The organism is Paenibacillus sp. BK033, assembly GCF_004345425.1.
Taxonomy (GTDB): Bacteria; Bacillota; Bacilli; order Paenibacillales; family Paenibacillaceae; genus Pristimantibacillus.
Window position 1 is genome coordinate 128148 of the sequence record NZ_SLVP01000008.1, and the last position, 16084, is coordinate 144231.

A 16084-nucleotide genomic window follows, 5' to 3' on the forward strand; every position below is an offset into this window, starting at 1 on the left:
ACTCGGTGTATGCTTCCGCAAGAAACATTAAACCATCTAGTCCATCTTTTAATGATAATGATTATCAGTTTCGTTAATAACATGATAACCATTCTCAATAGGACTGTCAACCGTACCCAAGTCCTTAATCTTAGCGCATCTTTTTCACGCTTTTGGGCTGCAGGTTCAGATGCGTTATATTCGACACCGGCAGCAGCCATGCCTCACCGCATGACTGCCCTCGTTCGCAAATGCTACGCATAATGTTACAATGTATGCCCGCTCCCGCCAAAATATCTGTCTTGCTGACAAATTTTCCGTCCAACTTGTCAGACCTGCTTGTCATTGCATTGCTCCTTATGCAGCCTAGTTCCATCATTTTAGCCACATCTGCTTTCTATACTGCACGAAATGCAGGGTAGGTCCCTTTTGGGCCTCGAAATGGGCTTGTCTAAGTGAATTATCCTGCAGATCGTACAGCATAAAGGGACAAAACAGGCGTTTAGGGCCGATTATGCTGTAAAACGTACAACGTATCCGACGCGTGAAGTACCCGGCTGGCGGCGCTAGGTACGAGGTATCGCATAAGGTCGCCGTGCGCGAGGCTCAGGGTAAACATGCAATGCGGCGTGAGTTCCTTGATCGAGGTGCGGTACCAGAGTTACGGTGTGAAGCCGGGCACAAACGAAGTGCAGCTTGGCGTGTGGGTATGCTGTGTAGCCTATGTGGAGTGTCGTGTACGGAGTGCTAGGCTTGGAAGTCGCCGATTGTTTATCCTCGGGTTATATTGGTGCGGGGACGTATGCCGTGCATCTCGGTCGAGTCGTGGCTTGGCAAGCCCTGTCCGCGGTCGCGCTTGACACCATCGGCAAACGCCATGGCGTACGCGCCTTCTCCGTGCACCCGGGGGTATCGCAACCGAATCTGCAGCTCTTCTTATCGCAAGGGGAGCTCGACTCCTTGGACATGTTCAACAAGTCGTGCAAGCCGTTAAGCATAGAAAAAAGGCTGTCCCCATCAATGCCTTTGGGAACAGCCTTTTCTCTATTACTGCCAGCGGTACGTGCCAACGGTTCCGGCAGGAAGCGTCGCTAGGAACTGCTTGCCGTCGCAAAGCACGCGGAACGATTGCTCTTCCGCCGTTTGATTGACAACAATCATAACAAGGCGGCCGTCCGGATTGCGGAACGCTACGTTGGTTACCGTCTCCGGCGAGCCGTAGGTGCTGCCGATCCGGTATGCGCCGCGCTCGACAAAGCGGGAGTATTGCGCAAGCAGGTTAAATTCCGGCGTGCGCCAGAAGCGGCTTGGCTCATCCGCATCCTGCACGAGCATCGTTGGACCGGGCTGCCCCAGCCATTGATGCGTGCCGATCTTGCTGTCGAGCATCGTCACCCAAGCGTTATAGCTGCTCGCATAGTTGCGGAAATATTGCGCCATCCGGTCCGCGCCGGCCGTTCCCCACAAGGAACGCTCCGTCAGGTAAATCGGCTTCTCCGGATAAGCCGCATGAATCTCGCTCATCACTTCCGGCGAGCCGTCATAGTCGTGCAGCGCGATGCCGTCTACCGCCGCATAGCCTTCCGAGTCATTCAGAATCGGCGTGACATAGCCCATCGCATCCGCAAAGTTGTGATCAAAGATCCAAAGCTCCGTCTTCAGACCATACTCCTCGAACTCGCGCTTCAGCGCAATCGCCAGCTCGCGCTGACGTTCGGGCGACATGTAGCAGCTTGGGTAGTCGGTCTCGAGCAGCGGCTCGTTTTGCAGCGTCATCGCGCTGACCGGAATGCCATGCTTTTCGTACGCCTGAATGGCCATGCGATAATATTTCGCCAGCGCTTCGGTATACTCGGCGCCTTCCTTCAGGCGTCCCCGCTTCAGATCGCCGTTCGTCTTCATCCAGGCGGGCGGGCTCCAAGGCGAAGCGAAAATTTTCGCATCCGGCACCGCCTTCAAGAGACGCTGCACCGTCTCGAAAATCGACAGCTCGATGTCCTTTTGCACGCTGAAACGCTTCAGCTCGAAGTCGGTCTCTCCCTCGGGAAGATCGTTATACGTATAGAAAGGCTGCGCGGTGAAATCCGAGGTCCCGATCGTAATCCGGAACAGATTAAAGCCGAGCCCTTTCTCCTTGTCCGCCAGCTGCTGAATAAAGCTCGCCTGCGAAGCGGCGTCCATCTTCAGCAGATTGTTGATCGTTGTTTCTTCCAACGATGTTCCGATCCCCAGCATTTGCTGGTAGGCATGGGCAGGCGTTACTAGAATCGTAGTCAGATCCGAGACAGAGGGAGCGGTTAATGCCAGCTTCGGCTGCCCGCTTAACGCATAGGCCGGGTCCGTTGGCCCTTCAAACCAGCGGGTGCTCCCAGGGGTCATTTCCGAGCTGAGCCAAACTTCAACTTCTTTTGTCGTTACTGCCGTTTTAAGTATCGCAGACACTTGCGTCTCCTCCTCTATCCCTCTTAAGTTTTGTTATTTGCCGTTGTCCGTTCCCGGCCATACAAACGTAGCCACGGCGCCTGCCGGCATGGTGTACGCAAACGATTTGCCGCCGAGCTTAACCTTCAAATCTTTGTCCTCGCTTGCCGCGTTTAGCGCAACCAGTACAATAGAGCCGTCCGGATTCTTGAAGGCGACCTGCTCGATCTCCCCGCTCACCGACTCGCCGGATTCAATCCGGTATGCGCCGGATTTCACGAATTTGCTCGCATGGCCAAACGAATAGTATTCCGAGTTTAACGTTACGTCGCCGGTGCCCTGATTAATCGTCACGACGCCCATGCAATCCTTGCAGCCGCCAATCGTGGGCCCATAGTTCTCGTCGAGCGCAAGATTCCATTTCAGGACAACCTTCGACCAGTTGCGGGTTGCGCCGATAATCAGATTTTCCATATCCCATTTCAGGTTGCCGCCGAAGTCCGTTGACCAAGCGCCGCCGCTGCTTTCGGTGAAATAGAGATTTTTGTCCGGGTAAGCTTCATGCACCTGCGCCTGATTGCCAACCTCGCCCGCATAGCCGTGGAAGGCTGTTCCGTCTACATATTTCGAAGCATCCGGATCGTTCAGAATGGTCAGCGGATAATACGGTTCATCCCAGTTATGATCCCAGATCACGATCTTGGTCTTGATGTCGTTCTTCTCGAAGGCCGGGCCAACAAAGCTCTTGATCAGCTCGGCCTGCTCGACCGGCTCCATCCGCATGCCCGGATAGTCCTCCGGCGTGTAATGCGGCTCATTCTGAAGCGTAATCGCGTCAAACGGCACGCCTTCCGCTTGGTAGCCCTGAATCATTTTGACAAAATAATTCGCAAACGGCTCATACGCATCCGGCTTCAGGCTGCCCCCGATAACGGAGTCGGTTGTCTTCATCCAGCCCGGAGCGCTCCACGGACTACCCATCAGCTTCAGATCCGGGTTGATCTTAAGCGCCTGCCGAAGCGTCGGAATAATGTACTCCTTATCGTGATCGATGGAGAAGTTCTTCAGCTCAGGATCGTTTTGACCGGCCGGCATATCGTCGAAGGTATAGTTCTTCACGGCAAAATCCGAAGCCCCAAGCGGCACGCGCATATAGCTGATGCCAATTCCCTTCTCATGGTCAAACAGCTTGTTCATCAGCTCTTCCCGCTGCGTATCGTTCAGCTTGTTCGCAATCAGCCAAGCCGAGGAATCCGTTAACGAAGCGCCAAAGCCATCCATTTGCTGATAGACCCTCTGGTCATCGACTGTAATGACATTCTCTTCGGAATCCTTGGCCTTGGTCAGCTTCAGGCTGTCCTCCTGCTGCAGCAGCTTGCTCTTGTCCGGGGTGGTCAGCCACACCTGGACCTGCCCGCCAGCCGAGCTCGAACTGCCCGAGTTCCCGTTGCTGCAGGCCGTGGCCAGCAAGGCAACCAGGAGAACGGGAAGCATCAATGCGCTAAACCTTCTCATTCGCCGCTCCCTCCAGCTTTTGACCCAAGCCGCCTTTATGACGGGTAATGGCGCCGTAATCGCGGCGGATGAGCGGTGCAACCGGCTTCTCCGTGCTGCGGTCCATATGGATAATGCCAAACGTATCGATCCAGTTGTTGTGATTCACGTACCAGTCGTACATAATCCAGAAGTCGATGCCGGCTACATACCCGTCCGGATTGTCCTCTCCCTCCGCAGTCAGGGTCCCCTTCTCCATCAAGGCACGCAGCGTCTCTTCATAAGTAAGGACCTGCTCGCCTTCGTTGCCGTCGGAGGACCAGTGGCCGAATTCGGTATTGAGGATCGGCTTATCCGGGTAGATGCGGTTTGCTTCCTCCAGGAACTGCCGTGTCCCTTCGTAATACGTCCCGCCATGGAAAATGCCAAAATACATCGTCCAAGCCGCTACATCCAGCGGCGCCATCGACGGATCATGGGGACCCGGCTGGTCGGCTGCCGAGCTTTGGGTCAGCAGGCGTCCGTCATTGTAATTCTCCCTTAAGTCGCGGACCAGGCGTTCGTTATAAGCGAGGCGAAGCCATACTTCCTTGGATTCGTTCTGCGTGCTCCACATGAGCACGGACGGACGGTTATACTGGGAGAACACCATCTCGCGCCACATCTGATCGGCAAGACGCTTCTCGCCTTGCGCTTCGTAATGCTCGGTCTCGAACTGCCATAGCGGAATTTCGCTCATCGCCATAAAGCCCATCCGGTCCAGCAGCAAATACGTGTACACATGATTCGGATAATGTCCGGTTCTAACCATATTCACGTTCAGCGCGCGAATCTGCTCCAGGTCCGTCCGAATGCGGTCCCATGCCGCCGTCCGTCCGGTATCCGGCCATTCCTCATGACGGGCGATGCCGGCCATAAAGACGGATTGTTCATTGAGCAGAATTCGGGTCTTATCCGTCCGTACCGTCCGAATGCCGAATTGCGTGCTGAACGAGTCCTGCGCTTGTGCCACAGATCCTGCCGCCGTCAGCCTGAAGGTCGCGACATACAGATTTGGCTGCCAGACCGACCACAGCTTAGGCTCCCGGACGGTTACCTCGAACTGGACGACCTTTACTTCATCCGGCTGCAAGGTCAGTTCACTGTGCATCGGCTTATCCGTAACGGCCGGCACGCCCATAAGCGTGGAGGCCAGCGGAGAATCAAGGAAATTAGGCGCTTCCGGGTCCGCCTCCAGCAGACTTCCTTCCAGCCCTACTTGAACCGCAGCTTTGCCCCGGTTATGCAGTACAACCTTCACGTTCAGCCCGCCGCTGACATCCAGCGGAACGATATCCGCCCGGACGATCGCGGCTTGAGGAGTGATTTCGATATAGAGATCATGGATAATACCCGTATAATTGAAGAAATCCGTTCCCGCAACGGCCGGAATCGTATCCGCGCGGCTTCCCCATGGCGGGTTGTCGACGCGGATGCGGATCTCGTTGTCTCCCGTGCGCAAGTACGCCGTAAGATCAAAAGCAAACGGAGTAAAACCGCCCTCATGGCAGCCCACCCATTCCCCGTTGATCCAAATATCGGCTACGTAGCTGATGCCAAGCGACTTAAGCGTATAAGCATAGCCTTCGTTTTTGCTTGCAATCGCGAATGCTCTCCGGTACCAGACACCGTCCTCATACGTTTCCGCCGCATTCGCTTCCGGCAAGCCGGTCAGCTTGTTTTCCGGCGATGGGACCGCATGCGGCTGCCACTGCTCCGTTAGATCGCCGCTTACATATTCCCCTTCCCGTTCCTCCAGCTCCGCCAGCCAGCTATCGCTTCGGGCCGCCATCGAGAAATCGTGGTCCATCGACAGACGGCGCTTGCGCCACTCGCCGTTCAGCGTGATCTTCTCTCTTGTCTGCGGCTCGAAGGAAGGTACCGGAATGCCGTTCTGAAACGGAACGTTTACGCCATTTACTTTTTCCAGCGTTAAAGTTGTCTTCAGCATGATGTCTCTCCTGTCTCTTTTTCATTGAGTGAAAATAAAAAAGGAGGATGAGGACGAATGCGTACGCCGATCCCTTACGCACAGGTCACACATCCCCCTTGGTCATGCAAAACCTATTATTTTATTCCTTGCGCATCAAACGATTTGTTCGCTTGCTCCTGCACGTATTTCAGTACATCGTTCACGCCGGCTGCTTCCAGCTGTTTACGGTAAGTCGCGAGCGCCTTATCCACGTCGGGAACAAGACCCATCATCAGAGGCATGCCGTACTGCTGAATAACCGAGTTAACGGCTGCTTGCTGCGATTTCACTGGAGCGTAGTCCATGATAACCTGCGCGAAAATGTTTGGTTTGCTTTGCGATTTGAACTCTTCAAGCAGAGCGTCGAAGCCTTCCCAGCCGCCGGCCTGCTTCACGCGCTCCATCGATTCCACGCGGTAGCCCCAGCTTGCGATGCCATAGCCTTTGAAGTCTTTGGCATCTACGCCGGCAGGAGGCGTAACGATATGCTTGCCGTCTGCATCCATCGAGTAGTCCGTGCCTTCAAGACCGTAGCTCATCAGATCATAGTACTTCGGATCGTTGCGCAGCTTGTCGAGAACCATCAGGGAACGCTCCGCGTTAGGCGCACTCTTCGGAATAGCCATTGCATTGTTAACCGACAGCGTAGGCATCGTCAGGTTGTGGAAGCGGCTGAACGGGAAGTAGCCGAGCTTGATATCCGGATTGGATTTTTCCATACCTACGATAAAGCCGCCTGCACCCGGAGCATTACGCCAGTACACGGCACCTTGACCTGTTTTGATGGCGTCGCCGGCTTCTTTTTGGTCAGACAAGGTATCGGATTTCCAGAAGCCCTTCCCTGCCCAAGTCTTCATCTTCTTCACCCACTGTTCAAACTCCGGAGTGAACGGATAAGCTACGATATCGCGCGGAGTGTCGTACGATTTCGCTACGATGACGCCGCTGTCGCCGCCGATTTGCTGGTAGCCTTCGAACGCTTTGAACATCGTAAATACTTCGTTGTAAGCTTTGCCGTTAATCGGCGTGATGCCTTTGGATTTCTTCACGCCGTCCAGGTAAGCCTCGATGGAGTCAACGTCTTTGATCTCGGGAAGACCAAGCTCTTGTCTCCAGTCGTCGCGGTATACCAGGCCGTCCGGCGTGTATTCCGGATAAGTAGCGGGAACCGCATAGATCTTGTCGTTAACCGTAGCTTCCTTCCAATCCTGCTCCGGCACGCTGCTCCATGTGGTAGGAGCGTACGTTGGCAAAAGGTCATTCAGTGGCATGAAAGCGCCTTGGTTTGCGAATTTATAAAAGTCCGCCCATGAGGAAGCGAAGATCATGTCGATTTTCTCGCCGGAAGCAAGCAGCAGGTTGTATTTGGTCTGCCAATCCGTCCACGTGGTGAAGTTCAGCTTAACGGTCGTATTCAAGTCCTGCTCAAGCATTTTGTTCCATTCCGCAACAACCTTCTCCTGGTCCGGAGCCGGATCGCCGAGCAGGTACCAGGTCAATTGAACCTTCTTCGAAGTGTCCGGCGCTTTTGCATCCGTGCCTGTGTTTGTGTTCGAGCTGGCTTCCGTACCCGGATTCGAGCTTGCATTCGAGGATTTGTTCGAATTGTTATTGTTGTCGGAACCGCAGGCTGCAAGCATACTTGCCATAATAGCCGTCGAAACGAGCACAGTGCCCATTGTTTTTATCTTTCTTTTCATGCTTGATGACTCCTCCTTTTATTTAGTGAACCTATATGTTAGCCGGCCTTGGGACCGGTTCTAACCTTTCACGGCGCCGATCGTCAGCCCTTTTACGAAGAAGCGCTGAACGAACGGGTACAAGAATACGATAGGACCGGTCGCGATGACGGCTGCCGCCATCTTGAGCGTTTCCGCCGGAGGCTGGAACGTAGGAGACAGGTTCCCCGCCACGTTGGTCTTCAGGACGGCCGCGCTTGCGAGAATCTTGTAGAGCAGGAACTGCAGCGGATAATGGGATTCGCTTGTAATGAACAGATTCGCCATGAACCAGTCGTTCCAGTAGCCAAGCGCCATGAACAAGCCAATGGTGGCAAGGCCGGGACCGGAAAGCGGCAGGATAAGCTTCAGGTAGATCGTAAACTCGCCCGCGCCGTCAATCTTGGCCGATTCCACGATGGAATCCGGGATCGACTTCATGAAGTTTTTCATGAGGATAATGTTCCATGCGCTCAGGAGCGACGGCACGATAAGCGCCATATAGGTATCTTTCAGATCTAGGTGCTTTGTAATGAGGATGTACCAGGGAATCAGACCGCCGCTGAACAGCGTCGTGAAGTAGATAAAAAAGGACAGCTGATCGCGGTATTTGAAGTCTTTGCGGGAGAGCACGAAGCCCGCCATGGAAGTCAGGAACAAGCCGACTGCCGTACCCGCAACCGTAATGAAGATCGTTACCTTGTAGCCGTCCAGAATTTGCTTCGGATTACTGAACGCGGCTTTGTAGGCATCCAGGGAGAAGGTCTCCGGAATAAGGCTGAAGCCCTTCGATATAATCTGGATCTCCGGCGTAAACGAGCCGGAGACGATAAGCAGGAATGGCAGCAGGCACAGCACGGTCAGGATGGCGATCAACACGTAACCCATGATGTTAAAGACGATTGTTGCTCTTTCCATTTTAATTTTCATGTCGATTCACTCCTTAGAACAGTGCGTAGTCCTTCTGCACTTTCCGAATGATATAGTTAACCAAGATAATTAACACGAAGCCGAAGAGCGATTGATAAAGACCGGCTGCCGTACCCATGCCGATATCGAAGTTGACCGCAAGCGAGCGGTATACGTACGTATCGATAATATCCGTGGAGTTGTAAAGCATACCGTTGTTGCCGATGATTTGGTAGAACAGGTCGAACTGGCCTTTCAGAATGCCGCCGAGGCTGAGCAGGATCAGCAGGATAAACGTCGGAACAAGCAGCGGAAGCGTAATATGCCTAACCCGCTTGAAGATGTTGGCTCCATCGATCTTGGCCGCCTCATGGTACTCATCGCTGATGCTCATAATGGCTGCCAAGTAGATCACCGTACCGTAGCCAAGCCCTTTCCATACATGGAAGAAGACGATGATGTATTTCCATGGCGCCGTATGCAGATAGAAGTCGTAAGGCTGGAAGCCCAGCGATGTCAGCATCGTGTTCACAACGCCAGCGTTCGAGAAAAGGTTAAATACGAAAGCGCCTACAAGGACGAACGAAACGAAGAACGGCAGGAACATAATGGACTGCGTCGACTTCTTGAACCATTTGCCCGGCAGCTCGCTTAGGAAAATCGCGCATGCCAGCTGCAGGACGTTGCTGATAATAATGAAGGCGATATTGTAGAGCACCGTATTTTTCGTCAGGTTCCACAATACCCCCGAGTTGAACAGGAATTCGAAGTTCTTGAATCCGATGAACTCTCCCCCGAACAACCCTCCGTCAAAGCTGAACCGGGTGAACGCGTAGTAGACCCCCACCATCGGAACGTAAGCAAAGACTATAAAGAATAACAACGCAGGCGCAATCATGAGGAACAAAATTCGATTCCGTACGAGCTCCTGGAAAAAACCTTTCATACCGGCATTCCTCCGTGACTTCAAAATAAGCTAAATGAATTAAAAATGTAATCGATTTCTTTATTCTGCAAAAAAAAGAGGCTTTACTTCGAAGCTTCGCTGCTTTTCACGGGATTTCTATCGAACATGGAAGATTCCCGGATCAACAGCTTGGACTCGACCTTGAAGGTCCGTTTGTCCTTGAATTCATTGTTGTTCATCTGGTCAATCAGCTTCTCGGCGAGCAGCGCGCCCATCGTGTATTTGGGCTGATCAACCGTGCTGAGGCGAGGCACAATGTACTTCGTAAGCCTGATATTGTCGACGCCTACGATCGCCAGCTGCTGCGGCACCTGTATCGATAACTGCTTGCAGGCTTTGTACACGCCTAAGGCCATCTCGTCGTTAGCCGTAAAAATCGCCGTAAAGTCATCGTTCTTCTCGCGAAGCCTCATAAAGCTGAGGTAGCCGCCGTCTTCATTGAAATCCCCGTTGTCGATGAGATCCGGAATGAAGGGCATCCCTGCGTCTCGAAGCGCTTTCATATAACCTTCAAGACGCTCATAGCTGTCGATGGCATCCGCGTATCCGCTCAGGAACGCGATCTTCTCATGCCCCTGCCCGATCAGATGATTCACAACGTCCCTGGCTATCTTCACGTTATCGGTGAAGGCGCAAGGAATTTGCTCATGGTCGATATTTCTCCCGATTACGCCAATGCTATAGCCGTCCTCCACCAATCCGATGAGTTCCTTGTTCGTCATCTCGGGGGTAACGAAGATCATGGCGTCAACGGTTCTGTTCTGCAGCAAGGAGACATATTCGAGCTCCTTCTGCTTCTTGTTCTGCGCATCGCAGATAATGACGTTATAGTCGAGAGAGTTTGCCATATTCTCGATGCCTTTAATAATCTCCGCGAAATAAGAAACTTCAATATCCGCGACAACAACGCCAATCTTCATCGTCTTCCTGGACCGCAGGTTCTTGGCCATGGCATTGGGCGTATAATTCATCTCCTGAATGGCCTCGAGCACCCGTTTCCTCGTCTTCTCGCTTACTAGCTCGCTTCGATTCAGCACTCTTGAAACCGTTGCTACGGACACTTTAGCGCGATTCGCTACGTCAATAATCTTGCTCTCGTTCATTGCATCACTTTCTTTTTGCCTGACTTTTATACACCGATATTAGCACGTGCTGAAATCGATTTCAATAACATTTTTCAAAGTTTGTCCGATTTTTTTCCGAAAACCCTCGGAAACCGCGTGTTTATGGGCTTTCTTTCGTTTTCCTGATTGATGATGTGAATCTTATCTTTGTGAAATCGATAACAAAGTTAAAGGGGAAATCGCTCATTTTCTGAAAATGAACCTGGATTTGCCGAGTTTTTGCGTTTCGATTACATTTCGCAACGCATTCTTGATGTCTGCTGCTGTCACGCGGCATTGGGCCGTATATGAGCTAAGTAATTAACTAGTTGAAGCGCCGCCACGTGCCTACGTTGCACGAAATGCACCATATAGGTGCGATTAGATCCGGTAACCCGAAATATCCTGCACGGAATGCAGGATAACAGAGAAAAGCAGCCCCAGCGAGCCCATTTAGGCGCAATATCCTGCATTCCGTGCAGCATAATTCGCCCATTCTGCCAAAATGGGCATATATCCTGCAGTTTGAGCAGCATATATAGCGGTTCAGCAGCATGCTAGCGCATTCACGTACGAGCCAAGTAACTATAGTTAGTTAAAGTGCCACCACGTGCCTACGTTGCACGAAATGCACCATATCGGTGCGATTAGATCCGGTAACCCGAAATATCCTGCACGGAATGCAGGATAACAGAGAAAAGCAGCCCCAGCGAGCCCATTTAGGCGCTATATCCTGCATTCCGTGCAGCATAATTCGCCCATTCTGCCCAAAATGGGCATATACGCTGCATTTTGAGCAGCATATATAGCGGTCCAGCAGCATGCTAGCGCATTCGCGTACGAGCCAAGTAACTATAGTTAGTTAAAGTGCCGCCACGTGCCTACGTTGCACGAAATGCACCATATCGGTGCGATTAGATCCGGTAACCCGAAATATCCTGCACGGAATGCAGGATATCAGAGAAAAGCAGCCCCAGCGAGCCCCTTTAGGCGCAATATCCTGCATTCTGTGCAGCATAATTCGCCCATTCTGCTCAAAATGGGCATATATCCTGCAGTTTGTGCAGCATGAACCGACTCAGCGCATTATCGTGCGTTCAACCAAGTTAGTTATTGTAGCGCGTTCCCGCAAGGTTACAGTTGGCCAGACAGCAAAAAAGCTGCCAAGATGGCAGCTTCAATGTGAAGAGCCTTAGCGGGCGACCCAACCAAGCTCTTTCTCTATTCCACTGTTAGCGCTTAAAGCTGGAGGATTCCCTTTTGATCAGCTTGGACTCAATAACGTATTTCTTCTGCGCGCTTTGTTCGTTTCCGTTCATCTGGGCGATCAGCTTCTCGGTGAGATGGGAGCCCATCTCGTATTTCGGCTGTTCTACCGTGCTAAGGGCAGGCAGCAAATATTCCGTAATCCTGTTATTATCGACGCCAACGACCGCCATGTCTTCGGGAATGCGGATTCCCCTCTCCCGGCAGGCCCGGTACACCCCAAGCGCCATCTCGTCATTGGCGCAGTAGACCGCCGTAAACGATTGATTGCGCTCAAGCAGACGGTTGAACGCCTGATAGCCGCCGGTCTCCTCGAAGTCGCCATTATCAATCAAGGTAGGCAGGAACGGGATTTTCCCTTCCTTAAGTGCCTTCATGTAGCCTTCCATCCGCTCATAGTTCTCGAGGGAATCGGAATAGCCGCCGATATAGGCAATTTGCTGGTGTCCCTGCTCAACCAGATGCCGCACCGCCTCATTCGAGAACTTTACGTTATCCGTCTTGCAGCTCAGTATATCCTCGTGCACGACTGCCCGTCCAACCACGCCAATGACATAACCCTTCTGCACATACTCATTAATGGTGTCGTCACTAACACGCGGCGTAACGAGAATCATGCCGTCAACCGTCTTGTCCGGCAACAGTCCCAGGTACTCCATTTCCTTCTCGATTTGGTTATCCGAGTCGCAAATAAGCACCTTATATTTATGCGCGTACGCCTTATTCTCGATGCCTTTAATAATCTCGGAGAAATAAGAGACGTTAATATCCGGAACGATAATGCCAAGCGTCATCGTCCGCTGGGAACGCAGATGCTTGGCTGCCGCATTGGGATGGTAGTCCATTTCTTCGATTGCTTTGAGCACCTTTATTTTCGTTTTCTCCGATACAAGACTGCTCTCGTTAAGCACCCGCGATACCGTAGCGGCGGATACGCCTGCCCGTTTCGCAACATCCACTATTTTTTTGTCCACGATATGATCCCTTAACGTAACGTTTTTTCTAATTATATGAGTAAATTCTACCAAGTTCAATACAGCCTCTTGCTATTGATAGCCCTTGGGAGCAAAATGAAAGACCTCTGTCGCGCGGACAGAGGCCAAGCTTATAACTGAAGCCGCAGCCTGATCACAATCCGATCCTGCTGGAACTCCATATTGCCGATCGAAATCAGGCTGGGAAGCTCAATGGGGACAACGATCCGGTCAAGCCGGTCCTTCCCCAGATCATAGTTTTTCACGGTCAGGGACAAGGGCTCGAAGGTCAGATTCGGCGCCTGCCAGGTCATCTTGTAAGTGGCCAGCATGCCTACAGGCAAAAATTCATGATAAGTCATATTCAGATGGGCAATCAGCTTGTCGCCGTTCACCTCGAAGCGCGCACCGTCCAGGGTCATATCCGGGGGCAGCGACGCGGGGCTGCTCTGCAGCTGGCTTTTGATCAAATTGTTCACATCCGCTTCCGACAGCACGATCTCCGGCTTCAGATTGGCAACCATCTCCACCGCTTTATCCTTTATGGAGACAGGATCATAAGCTAAATCAAGCTTCTCCTCGGGAGCAACATAGGATTTGAGCCATAATCCCCCGCCTGCGGCAATGGCAGCAAGCAGCACCACGGTAAGGATCAACCATTTCAGCCAGCGGAACATTTTGTCTACCTCCTTTTCGCCTACATAACAACAAAGATAATGCTATAATGAATCATCAGTGTTTGTCGAATCGCGACTATTAACGAGGTGACTTTTATATTATGGAATTCCAATCATCCTATTCCTCCAAGATCGGACTTGAAGATATCGTTCATGCGCAAATGCATCTGAAGGATGTCATTACGCGCACCCCGCTGCAATACAACCGCGTTCTTTCCGAGCGTTACGGCTGTAACGTATACCTGAAGCGCGAGGATCTGCAGATCGTCCGTTCGTTCAAAATCCGCGGTGCCTACCATCTCATGCGCTCTCTGCCGCCGGAGCGTCTTGCCGCGGGCGTTGTCTGCGCAAGCGCGGGCAATCACGCCCAGGGTGTGGCTTACTCTTGTCAGGCGCTTGGCGTGCAGGGAAAAATCTATATGCCAAGCACGACGCCCCGTCAAAAGGTAAACCAGGTCTCCTTCTTCGGCGGCGAATTTGTCGAAGTCATCTTGACCGGCGACACGTTTGACGATGCGTATGCCGAAGCCGTAGCCGAATGCAAACGCGGCGGCATGGCTTTCATCCATCCGTTCGATGATCCGAAGATCATCGCGGGCAACGGAACCGTTGGCCAGGAGCTCATGGAAGCCGCGGAGACGGTGCCGGACTATGTGCTGGCATCCGTGGGCGGCGGCGGCCTCGTTGCGGGCATCGCTTCTTATGTGAAGACAGTCTCCCCGCAGACGAAGGTGATCGGCGTAGAGCCGGAAGGCGCGCCGTCGCTTCGCGTCTCCCTGGATGCCGGGGAAGTGACGCCGCTTGAGCATATCGACAAATTCGTGGACGGCGCTGCGGTCAAACGGATCGGCGATATGACCTTCTCCATCTGCCGCGAGCTGCTTGACGATGTGCGGACCGTACCGGAAGGCAAGATCTGCACCACTCTTCTTGATCTGTACAACGAGAACGCGATTGTCGCCGAGCCGGCCGGCGCGCTTCCGATTGCGGCGCTTGACGCGCTGCGCGATGAAATCGCCGGCAAAACGGTCGTCTGCGTCATCAGCGGCGGCAACAACGATGTCGACCGGATGCAGGAAATCAAAGAGCGCTCGCTCATCTATGAAGGACTGAAGCATTATTTCATGCTTAGCTTTCCACAGCGAGCAGGAGCGCTCCGAGAATTTCTCGATGATGTCCTTGGCCCAAACGACGACATTACCCGATTCGAATATACGAAGAAGCATAATAAAGACAACGGCCCGGCCCTTGTCGGCATTGAGCTCAAGCAGCGCGAGGACTACTCGGCGCTTATCGGGCGGATGCAGAAGAAAGGCTTCCAGTTCGTCGAACTGAACAAAGACCCCGTCCTTTTTAATCTCTTGATCTAATAAATAGGCTCTATACGGCGCGCCGACGGCTTACCGCTTGCTGAACTTTTACCAAGCGTAGGCTTTCGGCGCGTCTCCGCCTGGACCCGGGAAGATCTCGTCGATCCGCTTCAGCGCCGACTCGTCCAGGGTCAGCTCAACCGCGCGCAAAGACCGCTCGAACTGTTCCAGCGTGCGCACCCCGATAATCGGTGCCGTAACGGCCGGGTTCGCAAGCAGCCAAGCCAGCGATACCAGATCCTCCGGCGCTCCCAGCTCGTCGCATAATGCCCCGTACGCATCCAGCTGCGGCTTCACCTGCGCAAAGCGCTCGTTTCTCTCGCCGCTTCTGCGGCCGGCTCCGCCATGACGGTGACTGCCGGAGAGCAATCCTCCATCCAGCGGGCTCCAAGGAATAACGCCAAGACCAAGCGCCTTCGAAGCCGGAAGCACTTCCAGCTCGGGCAGACGGCATAGCAAATTGTATTTATGCTGTTCGGAGACCAGACCAAGAGCGCCTCTCGCCTTGGCTTCCCCTTGCGCCACCGCAATGTCCCAGCCTGCAAAGTTACTCGACCCTACATAGCCGATTTTGCCTTGATGAACAGCCGTTTCGAATGCTCCCCACAGCTCGTTCCAGTTGACGTTGCGGTCAACGTGATGCATCTGGTACAGCTCGATATGATCCGTCTGGAGACGGCGCAGCGAGCCTTCCAAATGGCGGCGAATTTTATAGGCAGAAAGACCTGCTTCGCGGTTTGGACCGTCATAAGGATCATGCATGTCGCCGTATACTTTGGTAGCGAGCACTGTTTTCTCGCGGCGTCCGCCGCCTTGCGCGAACCAGCGTCCCATAATTTCTTCCGTGCGGCCGGAATTCTCGCCCCAGCCGTAAATATTTGCGGTATCAAAAAAATTAATGCCTGCGTCAAGCGCCGCATCCATAATGCGGAACGCTTCCTTCTCATCCGTATCAACGCCAAAATTCATCGTTCCGAGGCAAAGCCGGCTCACACGTAGGCCAGACTGGCCCAAATAAGTGTACTTCATCTTCCGATTCACTCCCACTTTGTGAGTTTTCCCTGCGGCGCATGCGGGCAGCCCAAGGAAAAGCTCAGATTAAATTTTGGATACATGTCCCATTATACAAAATTAACAAGAGGGAACCAACATGATCACAATGCGTTGACATTGTTCCGCTATACTTGCGGCAGGA

At 52.9% G+C, this 16084-nt stretch carries 11 protein-coding genes; 1 reads left to right on the top strand and 10 read right to left on the bottom strand.

Annotated features, from left to right (window positions below):
* Window positions 1–1026: 1026 nt before the first annotated feature.
* The 9 genes from EV294_RS23230 to EV294_RS23270 all read right to left on the bottom strand — a co-directional run bounded on the left by EV294_RS23230 (window position 1027) and on the right by EV294_RS23270 (window position 13519).
* On the bottom strand, window positions 1027–2421 hold the full coding sequence (locus EV294_RS23230; RefSeq protein WP_132311187.1) for a glycoside hydrolase family 30 protein: 1395 nt from the start codon (window positions 2419–2421) through the stop codon (window positions 1027–1029).
* A gap of 33 nt (window positions 2422–2454) precedes the next feature.
* Window positions 2455–3915: a glycoside hydrolase family 30 protein gene (locus tag EV294_RS23235; protein WP_132311189.1), complete on the bottom strand. Its 1461-nt coding sequence runs from the start codon at window positions 3913–3915 to the stop codon at window positions 2455–2457.
* On the bottom strand, window positions 3902–5884 hold the full coding sequence (locus EV294_RS23240; RefSeq protein ID WP_132311191.1) for a glycoside hydrolase family 2 TIM barrel-domain containing protein: 1983 nt from the start codon (window positions 5882–5884) through the stop codon (window positions 3902–3904). The genes EV294_RS23235 and EV294_RS23240 overlap by 14 nt, the downstream gene beginning before the upstream one ends.
* A 116-nt stretch (window positions 5885–6000) precedes the next feature.
* Entirely contained in the window at window positions 6001–7605 is a 1605-nt protein-coding gene (locus EV294_RS23245; RefSeq protein WP_132311193.1) for an extracellular solute-binding protein, read from the bottom strand.
* A 60-nt stretch (window positions 7606–7665) separates the two neighbouring features.
* Window positions 7666–8553: a carbohydrate ABC transporter permease gene (locus EV294_RS23250; RefSeq protein ID WP_132311195.1), complete on the bottom strand. Its 888-nt coding sequence runs from the start codon at window positions 8551–8553 to the stop codon at window positions 7666–7668.
* Between the two features lie 13 nt (window positions 8554–8566).
* Window positions 8567–9478, bottom strand: coding sequence for an ABC transporter permease (locus tag EV294_RS23255; RefSeq protein ID WP_132311197.1), 912 nt, complete (start codon window positions 9476–9478; stop codon window positions 8567–8569).
* Window positions 9479–9561: 83 nt separating this feature from the next.
* Window positions 9562–10602, bottom strand: coding sequence for a LacI family DNA-binding transcriptional regulator (locus EV294_RS23260; protein ID WP_132311199.1), 1041 nt, complete (start codon window positions 10600–10602; stop codon window positions 9562–9564).
* A gap of 1232 nt (window positions 10603–11834) precedes the next feature.
* Window positions 11835–12842 (bottom strand): LacI family DNA-binding transcriptional regulator, encoded by a 1008-nt coding sequence (locus tag EV294_RS23265; protein WP_132311201.1) that lies wholly within the window; start codon window positions 12840–12842, stop codon window positions 11835–11837.
* A gap of 131 nt (window positions 12843–12973) precedes the next feature.
* Window positions 12974–13519, bottom strand: a complete 546-nt coding sequence (locus EV294_RS23270; RefSeq protein WP_132311203.1) for a hypothetical protein — start codon at window positions 13517–13519, stop codon at window positions 12974–12976.
* Between the two features lie 101 nt (window positions 13520–13620).
* Here EV294_RS23270 and ilvA point away from each other — a divergent pair, with 101 nt between their 5' ends.
* Complete coding sequence (gene ilvA / locus EV294_RS23275) at window positions 13621–14889, top strand: threonine ammonia-lyase IlvA (RefSeq protein WP_132311205.1); 1269 nt, start codon at window positions 13621–13623, stop codon at window positions 14887–14889.
* Window positions 14890–14937: 48 nt separating this feature from the next.
* On the opposite strand, the gene EV294_RS23280 is transcribed toward ilvA, so the two are convergent.
* A complete protein-coding gene (locus tag EV294_RS23280; protein WP_132311207.1) occupies window positions 14938–15918 on the bottom strand; it encodes an aldo/keto reductase in 981 nt (326 codons plus the stop codon).
* Window positions 15919–16084 lie beyond the last annotated feature (166 nt).